The sequence below is a fragment of the Pseudomonas sp. B21-054 genome, from assembly GCF_026016345.1.
GTDB lineage: Bacteria > Pseudomonadota > Gammaproteobacteria > Pseudomonadales > Pseudomonadaceae > Aquipseudomonas.
The window spans coordinates 1,596,066-1,607,981 of the sequence record NZ_CP087204.1 but is presented as its reverse complement, the minus strand read 5'-3'; the positions used below and the strand labels follow the sequence as shown (position 1 = coordinate 1,607,981).

Here is an 11,916-nt window from a genome sequence, read left to right as displayed (position 1 = left end):
TCCCCTCGCCACAAAGACCTCGCTACTGCATCTATTGGTTTGCCGTCAAAGCGCTGCCAGGGTCTTGTCCTTGATCACCGTCGTCGGTCCGTTGGCCTTGACGCTGGCGATGCCTTTGTCTCGGGCGGCGTCCGAGGCGTAGGCCTCGCTGCTGCCGATCACTTCGTGGTTAGCGGCCTTGAGGTTGAAGTACGGATGGCCGTCCTTGGTGCTTTTGAGCTCATAGCGTTCAGCCAGCGGACTGTTTTTCTGTACCGACGCGATGCCACCGTCAGCACCGCTACGGGTGGCGTACAGCTCGCTGGTCAAAATCGTTTCGGCGTTGGCCGCCTTGAGTACAAACCGAAACTGGCCATTGCTGCTTTTGCTGATTTCGTACCATCCAGACATAGGGGTTCTCCTCTGGGCGCGCAAAATGTCGCTCAAGCAGTAAAGACCCGCTGCGCTTGTTCTGCCAGTCGGCCCCGCAGCGCGCTACAAGGTGATGGCCGTGCCCAACAGGGTGAGGAATCCCGCCAGCCAGTTCGGGTGCGCAGGCCAGGCCGGCGCGGTCGCCAGGTTGCCTTGGACGTGGCCTTCCGTCACGGGAATGTCGATGTAGGTCCCGCCCGCCAGGCGTACTTCCGGTGCGCAGGCCGGGTAGGCGCTGCATTCGCGCCCTTCCAGGATGCCCGCCGCCGCCAACAATTGCGCACCGTGGCACACCGCGGCAATCGGCTTACCCGCCAGGTCGAAATCGCGCACCAGTTGCAGGACTTTTTCATTCAGGCGCAGGTATTCCGGCGCCCGACCGCCCGGCACCAACAACGCGTCGTAGTCGGCGGCTTCGACACCGACAAAATCATGATTAAGGGCAAACAGATGCCCTGGTTTCTCGCTGTAGGTCTGGTCGCCTTCAAAGTCGTGGATCGCCGTGCGCACGGTCTGCCCGGCCGTTTTATCCGGACACACCGCGTGCACGGTATGGCCGATCATCTGTAACGCCTGGAACGGCACCATGACTTCGTAGTCTTCGACGTAATCGCCGACCAGCATCAGGATTTTCTTGGCGGCCATGGGTTGGGCTCCTTTGGAAATGCGTGAGGGGTGAACGCATTAAAGGTAGTCCGGTAAGTCGGCGGATGAGCGATAACCCATCATTACCTGACGGGCTGCACACAAAAGAAGTGGCAGGACAGTCTGTGGGAGCGAGCTTGCTCGCGATTCAGGCGATGTGGTCTCTCAGGCACACCGCGTCATCGCTCCATCGCGAGCAAGCTCGCTCCCACAGGGGGGGCTCAGCGTTAGAGATAACCATCAGCCCGCAACAAGGTTTCCAGGCAATGCTCGGTGACGTGGTAGAACGCCTTGAGTGCCTGGATCTTCGCCAGCAGTTCGGCCCGATCAGTCGGTTCGGCGCGCTTGACCGCCAGGATCATCTTGTTCTTGTTGGTATGCTCCAGGGAAATGAACTCGAACACCTTGGTTTCGTAGCCACACGCCTCCAGGAACAGCGCCCGCAGACTGTCGGTGACCATTTCCGCCTGTTGGCCCAGGTGCAGGCCGTATTGCAACATTGGCTTGAGCAGCGCCGGGCTCTGGATCTGCAGGCGGATCTGCTTGTGGCAGCACGGCGAGCACATGATGATCGAGGCGCCCGAGCGGATGCCCATGTGGATCGCGTAATCGGTGGCGATGTCGCAGGCGTGCAAGGCGATCATCACATCCACCGCGCTCGGTGCCACACTGCGTACGTCGCCGTGCTGGAAGCTCAAGCCCGGGTGTTCCAAGCGCGCGGCCGCTTCGTTGCACAGCTTGACCATGTCTTCGCGCAGCTCGACGCCGGTCACCACGCCTTCGGCTTGCAACGTGTTGCGCAGGTAATCGTGGATGGCGAAGGTCAGGTACCCCTTGCCCGAACCGAAATCCGAAACCCGCACCGGTTTGTCCAGGGCCAGTGGCGAAGACGTCAGCGCATGGCTGAAGACTTCGATGAATTTGTTGATCTGCTTCCACTTGCGCGACATCGCCGGAATCAGCTCGTGCTTGTGGTTGGTCACCCCCAAATCGGCCAGGAACGGCCGGGTCAGGTCGAGATAGCGATTTTTCTCACGGTTGTGCTCGGCAGACGGCACTTCGCGCAGTTGCTGGGGCTTGCTCTTGAACAGCGAGCTCTTGCCTTTCTTGCTGTATTCCAACTGCGCCTCGTCGGTGACCGCCAGCAAATGCGCGTTCTTGAACGACGCCGGCAACAGCGCGGCAACGGTTTCCACGCCCTCGGCCAGCGGGAAATTCTTGGTGATGTCGCGGGTCTTGTAGCGATAGACGAAAGACAGGCAGGCCTGCTCCTTGACCGTCAGCTGCTTGATGATCAGCCGTTGCAGGTCCGCTTCGTCACCCACGTACTTGGCCAGCACCAGCTTGATGAACGCATTCTGCTCAAGGCTGGCTTGCAACAGCGCGATGAACTGGGCGTGGTGATCCGGCGCGGGACGGGCGGGAGTTGCGGTGGCGGACATGAAAAAGCGGCCTCGGGGCGGGCGAATCGGGAATGGCGGTAGTTTAAGCTGCAAGCTACAAGCTGCAAGCGTTAGTGAGTTGTCCAGCTTGTAGCTTGTAGCTTGTAGCTTGTAGCTTGTAGCTTGTAGCTTACCCCAACACCACCAACCGATTCGGCAGCTCATTGCGCTCGTGAGTCACCGGCACATGCACCTTGAGCAATTCGCCACAGGCTTCGATGCAGGTCACGAACCCCTCCAGCGTCTGCCCCTGGCGAACCTGCTGGGTGAACGCGGCGACGATGGCGTCCCAATTCTTGTTGTCGAGTCGCTTGGAAATGCCTTCGTCCACCAGGATTTCCACATAACGCTCGGCCTCGCAAACGAAGATCAATATTCCCGTACTGCCCACCGTGTGGTGCAGGTTCTGCTCGAGAAACTGTCGACGCGCCAGGTTGGAGGCCCGCCAGTGACGCACGGAACGGGGAATCAGATGCGTGGTAATCCTGGGGATGCGAAACACCAGGCACAGCACAATGAAACTGACCCACTGCACCAGCAACAGGCTGTGCAGGGTCAGCCAGCCGGTGAGGTAATGCAGCACGCCGGGCAGCACCAGGGCCAGCAGGCTGGCCCACAACAAGGGAATATAGGCGTAGTCGTCCGCACGGGCGGCGAGCACCGTGACCAGTTCGGCATCGGTGTCCCGCTCGACCCGGGCGATGGCCTCGGCGACCTTGCGTTGTTCGTGTTCAGTCAGTAATGCCATGGTTAGAAACGCCCGCTCATTATTATTGTCACCAGCCGCCCGACGAACCGCCGCCTCCGAAACTGCCCCCGCCCCCACTGAAGCCGCCACCACCGCCGCTGGAACCCCCGCCACCGCCAAAGCCTCCCCGGCCGGAGCTGCTGGAACCGCCACCTCCGGACGGCAGGATACCGAGCACCTGGCAAACCATAACAGTGATGATAAACAGCATCACCAACAGCACGAAAAGCCATGGATGACGCCCGATGAAATCGCTCTCTTCCTGCTGCCCGTCCGCACTGTATGCCGGGGCCGGTTCGTCCAACGGGCTGCCGCCCAACACCACCAGCATCGCCGCCACGCCGTCGCTGATGCCTTTGTTGAAGTTGCCAGTCTTGAAGGCCGGGGTGATCACCTGATTGATGATCACCGAACTCTGGGCGTCGGTCAGGCGATCCTCCAGGCCGTAGCCCACTTCGATGCGCAGTTTACGGTCATCCCGGGCGACGATCAGCAGGGCGCCGTTGTTTTTATCCTTTTGCCCGATGCCCCAATGCCGCCCCAACTGATAGCCGAAGTCTTCAATGCTGGTGCCTTGCAGGTCCGCCAGCGTGACCACCACCACTTGCTCGCCGGTGGCCTGTTCATGGGCCTTGAGCTGCGCATCCAGTTGCCCGCGCACCGACGGCTCGAGCATCTGGGCGGTGTCCACCACGCGCCCGGTCAGCGCCGGAAACTTCAATTCGGCCTGGGCCGTGACTGCAAACACCCAGAGCAATAGCATAAAGGCGCAGCTGCGAGCGGCTAGCTTCAAGCTGCCAGCAAAAGCTGTGCGCATGGCCTGTGCTTGAGGCTTGTAGCTTGAAGCCTGTAGCTGCTCCATTAAAACTTCACTTCCGGCGCTTTCTCGGCATTGGGGCTAGTGGCCTCGAAGGTTTCGCGCACCGGCAGGTCGCTGTACATCACGCTGTGCCACAGGCGCCCCGGGAACGTACGGATTTCGGTGTTGTATTTCTGCACCGCCAGGATGAAGTCGCGGCGTGCCACGGCGATGCGGTTCTCGGTGCCTTCGAGCTGCGATTGCAGCGCCAGGAAATTCTGGTTGGCCTTGAGGTCCGGGTAGCGCTCGGACACCACCATCAGCCGGCTCAACGCGCCGGTCAACTGGTCTTGGGCCTGCTGGAACTGCTTGAGTTTTTCCGGGTTATCCAGGGTGTTTGCATCGACCTGGATCGACGTGGCCTTGGCCCGCGCCTCAATCACCGCGGTCAGGGTTTCCTGCTCGTGCTGGGCGTAGCCCTTGACGGTTTCCACCAGGTTGGGAATCAGGTCGGCGCGACGCTGGTACTGGTTCTGCACCTGGCCCCAGGCGGCCTTGGCCTGTTCGTCCAGGGTCGGGATGTTATTGATGCCGCAACCGGCCAGCAGCGTGGTGAGCAGCATCAAGGCCAGCATCGGCAGGCTGCGAAGGTGGTTCAGTCGTGGATTCATTGGATGAAGCGCTCCCTGGCATGACATTAAAAAAACCGGCCACCTATCTCACTGGCGTCTGGGGCATAATCTGCCGCCGCACTGGATTGAATCGGGTCGATGGGCTAAAAGATGCGCAGTGCGAAACTAAGTTCAGCCCAATGGGTTCGAAAGTGTGCTGCATTTAACTGAACAACAATAGCCGCTCCTCACATTTTGGCTGACCGGCGTGTCCTGAGCACTGCCCTTTAGGCTTGCGAGAAAATTATTCATGAAGAAGCTGTGTTTGCTGGGCCTGTTTGTCAGTCTGGCCAGTCAATCCGTATTTGCCGACAACCTGCCAGCCCCCATGGAGAACAAGGACGCGTTCATCAGCAATCTGATGAAGCAGATGACCCTCGATGAAAAGATCGGCCAATTGCGCCTGATCAGTATCGGCCCCGAAATGCCCCGGGAGATGATCCGCAAGGAAATCGCCGCCGGCAACATCGGCGGTACGTTCAACTCCATCACCCGCGATGAAAACCGTCCGATGCAGGACGCGGCCATGCGCAGCCGGTTGAAGATCCCGATGTTCTTCGCCTATGACGTGATTCATGGCCACCGCACGATTTTCCCGATCCCCCTGGCCCTGGCCTCGAGCTGGGACATGGACGCCATCTACCGTTCCGGCCGGATCGCTGCCCAGGAAGCCGCGGCGGACAGCCTGGACATTACCTTCGCGCCCATGGTCGACATTTCCCGCGACCCACGTTGGGGCCGGACCTCCGAAGGTTTTGGCGAGGACACCTACCTGGTGTCACGCATTGCCGGGGTGATGGTCAAGGCGTTCCAGGGCAACGGCGCCAACGCGGCCGACAGCATCATGGCCAGCGTCAAGCACTTCGCCCTGTACGGCGCGGTGGAAGGCGGCCGGGACTACAACACCGTGGACATGAGCCCGGTGAAAATGTACCAGGACTACCTGCCGCCCTACCGCGCCGCCATCGACGCCGGAGCCGGCGGGGTGATGGTCGCGCTGAACTCCATCAACGGCGTACCGGCCACCGCCAACACCTGGCTGATGCACGACCTGCTGCGCAAGGAATGGGGCTTCAAGGGCCTGGCGGTCAGTGACCACGGCGCCATTTTCGAACTGATCAAGCACGGCGTCGCCAAGGACGGTCGCGAAGCGGCGAAGCTGGCGATCAAGGCCGGCATCGACATGAGCATGAACGACTCGCTCTACGGCAAGGAACTGCCAGGGCTGCTCAAGGCCGGTGAGATCGAACAGAGCGACATCGATAACGCGGTCCGGGAAGTGCTCGCGGCCAAATACGACATGGGCCTGTTCAAGGACCCGTACCTGCGCATCGGCAAGGCCGAGGACGACCCGGCCGACACTTATGCCGAAAGCCGTATGCACCGCGCCGATGCCCGTGACGTGGCGCGCCGCAGCCTGGTGCTGCTGGAAAACCGCAACCAGACCCTGCCCCTGAAGAAGACCGCGAAGATCGCCCTGGTCGGCCCGCTGGCCAAGGCGCCAATCGACATGATGGGCAGCTGGGCCGCCGCCGGGCGCCCAGCGCAGTCGGTCACCCTGTTCGACGGCATGACCCGCGCCCTGGGCGCTGAGTCGAAGCTGGTCTACGCCCGTGGCGCCAACATCACCGGCGACAAGAAGGTGCTCGACTACCTGAACTTCCTCAACTTCGACGCCCCGGAAGTGGTGGACGACCCGCGCCCAGCCCAAGTGCTGATCGACGAAGCGGTGCAAGCCGCCAAGGACGCCGATGTGGTGGTGGCCGCCGTGGGCGAGTCCCGTGGCATGTCCCATGAATCCTCGAGTCGCACCGAGCTGAACATTCCCGCCAGCCAGCGTGAGCTGATCAAGGCCTTGAAGGCCACCGGCAAGCCGCTGGTATTGGTGCTGATGAATGGTCGACCGCTGTCGTTGCTGGACGAGAAGCAACAGGCTGATGCAATCCTGGAAACCTGGTTCAGCGGCACCGAGGGCGGCAACGCCATCGCCGATGTGCTGTTCGGCGACTACAACCCGTCGGGCAAACTGCCCATCACCTTCCCTCGTTCGGTGGGGCAGATTCCGACCTACTACAACCACCTGAGCATTGGCCGGCCGTTCACCCCGGGCAAGCCGGGCAACTACACCTCGCAGTACTTCGATGACACCACAGGTCCCCTCTATCCGTTCGGCTATGGCCTGAGCTACACCGAGTTCAGCCTGTCGGACATGGCCCTGTCGTCCACCACCCTGAACAAGACCGGCAAGCTCGACGCCAGCGTCACGGTGGAAAACACCGGCAAGCGTGACGGTGAAACCGTCGTGCAGTTGTACATCCAGGACGTGACCGGTTCGATCATCCGCCCAGTGAAGGAGCTGAAAAACTTCCGCAAGGTGATGCTCAAGGCCGGCGAGAAGAAAGTCGTTCACTTCACCATCACCGAAGACGACCTGAAGTTCTACAACGCCCAGCTCAAGTACGCGGCGGAGCCAGGCAAGTTCAACGTGCAGATCGGCCTGGACTCCCAGGATGTGAAACAGCAGAGTTTTGAGTTGCTCTGAGTCCCGAACACCACAAAAACCAGTGTGGGAGCGGGCTTGCTCGCGAAAGCGGTTTAACAACCAACGGAGATGTTGACTGTTATGCCCCCTTCGCGAGCAAGCCCGCTCCCACACGGGCTTGCGGTGAGCCTAACCCCGCCGATCCAACAGATTCACCACCACCCGATCCACCAACCCCCACACCCGCTGCTTGACTCGCTTCCACAGCGGCCGACGCTGCCAGGCGTCGAGGCTGACTTGCAGGCTCTGGGCGAAGTCCCGTTCGAAACTCGCTGCCACCGCCGCACTGAGGGCCGGGTCGAGGGCTTCGAGGTTCGCCTCAAGGTTGAAACGCAGGTTCCAGTGATCGAAATTGCAGGAACCGATGCTGACCCAATCGTCCACCAGCACCATCTTCAGGTGCAGGAAACACGGCTGGTATTCGAATATTTTCACCCCGGCCTTGAGCAGCCTTGGGTAGTAACGGTGCCCGGCGTAGCGTACGGATGGATGATCGGTGCGCGGGCCGGTCAGCAACAGGCGCACATCGATGCCCCGGGCCGCGGCCTTGCGCAGGGAACGGCGAACGTTCCAGGTCGGCAGGAAATACGGCGTCGCCATCCAGATCCGCTTCTGCCCGCTGTTCAACGCCCGGGACAGCGATTGCAGGATGTCGCGATGCTGGCGGGCGTCGGCATACGCCACCCGCCCCATGCCCTCGCCCACTGGCGGCACACGGGGCAAGCGTGGCAAACCAAAATTGGACGCCGGCTTCCAGGCTCGTCGATGACGGTTGGCCAGCCATTGGCGATCGAACAGCAACTGCCAGTCGAGCACCAGCGGGCCGACGATTTCCACCATCACTTCGTGCCACTCACAGCGGTCATCGAGGGGATTCCAGAATTCATCGGTCACCCCAGTGCCGCCGACCACGGCCAAACGCTGATCCACCAACAACAACTTGCGGTGGTCGCGGTAGAGATTGCGCACCCAGCGGCGCCAGCTCAGGCGATTGTAGAACCGCAACTCCACGCCGGCCTCGGTCAGACGATTGCGCAGGCCCAGGGTAAACGCCAGGCTGCCGTAGTCATCGAACAGGCAACGCACGCGAACACCGCGCTCGGCGGCCTGGACCAGGGCCTGGACCATCGCCTCGGCGCAGGCCCCCGCCTCTACCAGGTACAGTTCCAGTTCGACCTGTTCCTGGGCGCGGGCGATTTCCACCAGCATGCGCGGGAAGAACTGCGGGCCATCGACCAACAACTCGAAGCGATTGCCTTCACGCCAGGGGAATACCGGGCCGCTCATATCAGCGCGCCGTAAAAATCAGCACCGCATTCACCGGCACCGACAGACTGATGGCCGACAACCCGGCCAGGTTTCGCAACTTCTCCAGGCCCGGCGCCAAATCGAAATCCGCTGCGTTGAGCACCACCGGCTCCAGGGTCACCACTTGGAAGCGGCGTTCATCCAGGCGCGTCGCCAGCAGTTCGACGTTGTATACATGCGACTTGCCGTGCAGGTTCACCGTCAGCGGCAGGCGCAATTCCAACTGCGCACCGTTGGCCAGGTCCTGGATCGGCGCGAGATCGAGCTGCGCGGTGACAGCGGCTTCGGCAAATTGCTTGATCTCGAACAGCTCAGTGCGCATGCGCTCGTCCCGCAGGGGGATGCCACTGTTGATGGACTCCAGCTCCACTTCCAGGCGGGCCAGCCCCTCGGGCTGGACTTGGCCGTGAAGCACCAGGAACCGCTGGACCTCGGAGACATTGCCATTTTTGCTGCTGATAAACGACAGCCGCGACGATTCGCCGTCCAGGTACCAATCGGCCTGGGCCGGCAGCGCGGTGCAGGCCAGTAATAAGCTCGCGACAGCGAGAGAGAAAGACCGCTTGAACATACACACTCGGGGGGCAGATAAACCTGTGGCGAACCTTAACCGCGCCGAGGGCGCTTGCAAACTGTCTGTTTCAACAACGGCCAGAAACACAGGTGATCCTGTGGCGAGGGGATTTATCCCCGCTGGGCTGCGTAGCAGCCCCAAAAACAGGCGATGCGGTCTGATAGACCTCATTGTCAGCTATAGGGCCGCTGCACGGCCCAGCGGGGATAAATCCCCTCGCCACAAGGTTCGCGTCGCTCTCGAGTTACTCCAACCGACACCCCTGCCGCGCCCCCAGCCACCGAGCACTGTGGCTACGCCCCAACCCGCTGACGGTGATGCGTTTAGCTTCAGCCGAGTCGAAAAAGTCGCTGACGGGCACCGACTGTTTCACATAGCCACGGCAGTAGTCCGCCGGTTGCTCCATCACGTAGCGACACGAGCAATACTCCTTGGCGGTATAGGCACTGATGATGTCGGGAAAGGCTCGCAGCGCCACCCGCTCGAGCCAGATCCAGCCCAACAGGACAACGAGCAGCACCGACACCAGCGGGAACAGCCACTTGCGCTTCATGGCTGCACCGCCCCGGCGAACGCCGCCATGGCTCGCTTGAGCAGTTCATTGTGGCGATAGCTGCCGTCGCGGTCGTCGCCGTAGCGCACGATCACCAGTCTGGCGCTGGGGATGATGTACAACGCCTGGCCCCAGTGTCCTAACGCGACAAAGGTATCCGCCGGCGCGTCAGGCCAGGGCCGGATCGCCGGGTCGGCGGCACGATTGAGCCACCAATGGCCGCCGGGCACGGCTTCGTCCTGGCCGACCTGGAATCGGGCGAAAGGCTCGCGGTTGAACGCGACCCAATCCCTGGGGATCAACTGTCGTTCGCCCCAGCGACCGTCTCGCTGCATCAACAGCCCGACACGTGCCAGGTCCCGCGCCGTGAGGTAGGCATAGGACGAACCGACGAATGTGCCGCTGGCGTCGGTTTCCCAAATGGCGTGGCGCATGCCCAGCGGTTCGAACAAGGCCGTCCAGGGGTAGTCCGGATAGCGCTGCGGGCCGACGATGTTTTTCAGCGCGGCGGCCAGCAGGTTGCTGTCGCCGCTGGAATAACGGAACACCTGCCCTGGCGGGCTGAAACTTTCATGCTGCGCGGTGAACCCCGCCATGTCGCGGCGGCCCCGGGTATACAGCATCGCCACCACCGAGGAATTGAGCGGCGCGTATTCGTAGTCTTCCTGCCAATCCAGGCCCGAGGCCCAGTGGAAAAGATCGGCCAGGGTCATGTCCGGGTGCTTGCCTAGCGCCGGGTAGTACTGGGCGACCGGGTCTTGCAGGCCAAACAGTTTTTCACCGTAGGCCACGCCGAACACCGTCGCCATCAGGCTTTTGCTGATGGACCAGGTCAAGTGCGGGGTCTCGGCAGTGGTCTGCCCTGCGTAGCGTTCGTAGACCAGCCGACCGTCCTGGATCACCAGCAGCGCGTCGGTGCGGATGCCCTCACGGCTCGCATCGTCCCGGGGTGGGAAGGCGTATTGTTCCAAGGCTTCGATGGCCGGCCCGCTCGGGGTCGGGCCGCTTGGCCATTGCTCGCCGGGCCAGTCTTCGGCCTGGACGCTCAGGTTGAGTATCAGCAGCGGGATCAGGAACCAGCCTTTGGACATGCTTGGGGCTCGCAGGGTTGAACCTTCAGAGCCTATGCAGAATTGATGACAATTTGAGTTTGTGCGACCCCCTGTGGGAGCGAGCTTGCTCGCGATGGCGGAGTGTCAGCCAACAGTATTGTTGCTGATCCGCCGCTATCGCGAGCAAGCTCGCTCCCACAGGAGGGGTGGTTGTTTGGAGGGCTACCCCAACGCCTTGGCCAACCGCTTGGCCCGCGCCCCCGCCGCCATCTCCATCACCGCTTTATCTCGCGTCCACATCTCGCGCCACGACGCAGGCCCGGCGGCCAGTGCGGTATTCAGTTCGCCATCGAGCCCGTCGAACTGCGCGAACAACCCGCCCAACAGCACGTGCCCGGCCGCACTGGACGGGTTGTGCCGGCTCACCTCCGCGCAACCGGCCAGCAACGCGAGCAGGCGCAACTGCAACGCCTGGGGCCAGGCGCATTCCTGCCCCACGCCATACAGCCAGGCGGTCATGGCGCTGAGCACGTAAAGATCTTCCAGGGTGCGAAACGGTTTGACGTACGCATCCCAACCGTCCCCCGCCAACAATTCGCACAGCGCGTCGTCGAGCAGGACACGGCCATGGCTGACGTCTGGCATCAAGGCAATGGCCGGGAGTTTTTCCAGGGTTACGCCGGGCTCGCCGGGATAGACCACGGCCAGGCTCAGTCGTGGCGTTTCACCAGGCGCTTCGCTGCGAGCGGCGATGAGCAGCCATTCGGCGGCGTCGCCGGCGGTGACGAAATCCTTGCGTCCGCTCAAGCGCAAATCGCTGAGGCGGGTCCGCATGTCCGCCGGGCGCAGGCTGCGCTGTTCAGTGGCACACAAGGCGCCAAGGCTTTGCGGTGCACTCGGCCAAAGCACCCGCAGCGCCGCCTGGTACCCCACAAGGAAGGCCAGCCCCGGCGTGGCCATCAAGCGTGCTCCAGCCACCGCCAGCTCGAACGGCATCACCGGCCCCAGGCGTTGCAGCAAGGTTGCATAACCTTCGGCCAGGTCCGGATGGGCCGGCAGGCGCTCGCCACGTTCGATCAGGGTTTGCCAGGGCATAGGAGGCTCCTTGAGGGCTGTCATATAAGCATCACCAAAGCTTCATGGCGATGACACCGGGGCTACATAGCCTGAC

12 protein-coding genes are annotated in these 11,916 nt (G+C 62.1%); 1 reads left to right on the top strand and 11 read right to left on the bottom strand.

Going from position 1 to position 11,916, the window contains the following annotated elements; translation table 11 throughout:
* Positions 1–45: 45 nt before the first annotated feature.
* The 6 genes from LOY70_RS07125 to LOY70_RS07100 form a co-directional block, all read right to left on the bottom strand.
* On the bottom strand, positions 46–390 hold the full coding sequence (locus LOY70_RS07125) for a YegP family protein (protein WP_265034992.1): 345 nt from the start codon (positions 388–390) through the stop codon (positions 46–48).
* Between the two features lie 84 nt (positions 391–474).
* On the bottom strand, positions 475–1,056 hold the full coding sequence (locus tag LOY70_RS07120; protein WP_123414776.1) for a DJ-1/PfpI family protein: 582 nt from the start codon (positions 1,054–1,056) through the stop codon (positions 475–477).
* Positions 1,057–1,283: 227 nt separating this feature from the next.
* The gene (locus LOY70_RS07115; RefSeq protein ID WP_265034988.1) at positions 1,284–2,498 is read right to left on the bottom strand and encodes a class I SAM-dependent methyltransferase; all 1,215 of its coding nucleotides are present in this window, start codon (positions 2,496–2,498) and stop codon (positions 1,284–1,286) included.
* Positions 2,499–2,628: 130 nt separating this feature from the next.
* Positions 2,629–3,246 carry a TPM domain-containing protein gene (locus LOY70_RS07110; protein ID WP_265034986.1) on the bottom strand — a complete coding sequence of 206 codons (618 nt, stop codon included), beginning with the start codon at positions 3,244–3,246 and terminating at the stop codon, positions 2,629–2,631.
* 28 nt (positions 3,247–3,274) lie between these two features.
* Positions 3,275–4,009 (bottom strand): TPM domain-containing protein, encoded by a 735-nt coding sequence (locus tag LOY70_RS07105; protein ID WP_265034984.1) that lies wholly within the window; start codon positions 4,007–4,009, stop codon positions 3,275–3,277.
* 98 nt (positions 4,010–4,107) lie between these two features.
* Positions 4,108–4,716, bottom strand: a complete 609-nt coding sequence (locus tag LOY70_RS07100) for a LemA family protein (protein ID WP_265034982.1) — start codon at positions 4,714–4,716, stop codon at positions 4,108–4,110.
* A 250-nt stretch (positions 4,717–4,966) separates the two neighbouring features.
* On the opposite strand from LOY70_RS07100, the gene bglX reads away from it, so the two are divergent.
* Positions 4,967–7,258, top strand: a complete 2,292-nt coding sequence (gene bglX / locus LOY70_RS07095) for a beta-glucosidase BglX (RefSeq protein ID WP_265034980.1) — start codon at positions 4,967–4,969, stop codon at positions 7,256–7,258.
* 129 nt (positions 7,259–7,387) lie between these two features.
* On the opposite strand, the gene LOY70_RS07090 is transcribed toward bglX, so the two are convergent.
* The 5 genes from LOY70_RS07090 to LOY70_RS07070 form a co-directional block, all read right to left on the bottom strand.
* On the bottom strand, positions 7,388–8,545 hold the full coding sequence (locus LOY70_RS07090) for a phospholipase D-like domain-containing protein (protein WP_265034978.1): 1,158 nt from the start codon (positions 8,543–8,545) through the stop codon (positions 7,388–7,390).
* A gap of 1 nt (position 8,546) precedes the next feature.
* Entirely contained in the window at positions 8,547–9,137 is a 591-nt protein-coding gene (locus tag LOY70_RS07085; protein WP_265034976.1) for a YceI family protein, read from the bottom strand.
* A 247-nt stretch (positions 9,138–9,384) separates the two neighbouring features.
* A complete protein-coding gene (locus tag LOY70_RS07080; protein ID WP_265034974.1) occupies positions 9,385–9,693 on the bottom strand; it encodes an amidase in 309 nt (102 codons plus the stop codon).
* The gene (locus LOY70_RS07075; protein ID WP_265034971.1) at positions 9,690–10,784 is read right to left on the bottom strand and encodes a serine hydrolase domain-containing protein; all 1,095 of its coding nucleotides are present in this window, start codon (positions 10,782–10,784) and stop codon (positions 9,690–9,692) included. Before LOY70_RS07075 ends, LOY70_RS07080 begins: the two co-directional genes overlap by 4 nt.
* Positions 10,785–10,967: 183 nt before the next feature.
* Positions 10,968–11,840, bottom strand: coding sequence for an acyl-CoA dehydrogenase family protein (locus tag LOY70_RS07070; RefSeq protein ID WP_265034969.1), 873 nt, complete (start codon positions 11,838–11,840; stop codon positions 10,968–10,970).
* Between the last annotated feature and the right edge of the window lie 76 nt (positions 11,841–11,916).

Bases quoted from the DNA above. Each gene is read 5' to 3' on its own strand.
- LOY70_RS07075 (WP_265034971.1), bottom strand. From the start codon at position 10,784: ATGTCCAAAGGCTGGTTCCTGATCCCGCTGCTGATACTCAACCTGAGC.
- LOY70_RS07080 (WP_265034974.1), bottom strand. From the start codon at position 9,693: ATGAAGCGCAAGTGGCTGTTCCCGCTGGTGTCGGTGCTGCTCGTTGTC.
- LOY70_RS07125 (WP_265034992.1), bottom strand. From the start codon at position 390: ATGTCTGGATGGTACGAAATCAGCAAAAGCAGCAATGGCCAGTTTCGG.
- bglX (WP_265034980.1), top strand. From the start codon at position 4,967: ATGAAGAAGCTGTGTTTGCTGGGCCTGTTTGTCAGTCTGGCCAGTCAA.
- LOY70_RS07110 (WP_265034986.1), bottom strand. From the start codon at position 3,246: ATGGCATTACTGACTGAACACGAACAACGCAAGGTCGCCGAGGCCATC.
- LOY70_RS07115 (WP_265034988.1), bottom strand. From the start codon at position 2,498: ATGTCCGCCACCGCAACTCCCGCCCGTCCCGCGCCGGATCACCACGCC.
- LOY70_RS07090 (WP_265034978.1), bottom strand. From the start codon at position 8,545: ATGAGCGGCCCGGTATTCCCCTGGCGTGAAGGCAATCGCTTCGAGTTG.
- LOY70_RS07120 (WP_123414776.1), bottom strand. From the start codon at position 1,056: ATGGCCGCCAAGAAAATCCTGATGCTGGTCGGCGATTACGTCGAAGAC.
- LOY70_RS07100 (WP_265034982.1), bottom strand. From the start codon at position 4,716: ATGAATCCACGACTGAACCACCTTCGCAGCCTGCCGATGCTGGCCTTG.
- LOY70_RS07105 (WP_265034984.1), bottom strand. From the start codon at position 4,009: ATGCTATTGCTCTGGGTGTTTGCAGTCACGGCCCAGGCCGAATTGAAG.
- LOY70_RS07070 (WP_265034969.1), bottom strand. From the start codon at position 11,840: ATGCCCTGGCAAACCCTGATCGAACGTGGCGAGCGCCTGCCGGCCCAT.
- LOY70_RS07085 (WP_265034976.1), bottom strand. From the start codon at position 9,137: ATGTTCAAGCGGTCTTTCTCTCTCGCTGTCGCGAGCTTATTACTGGCC.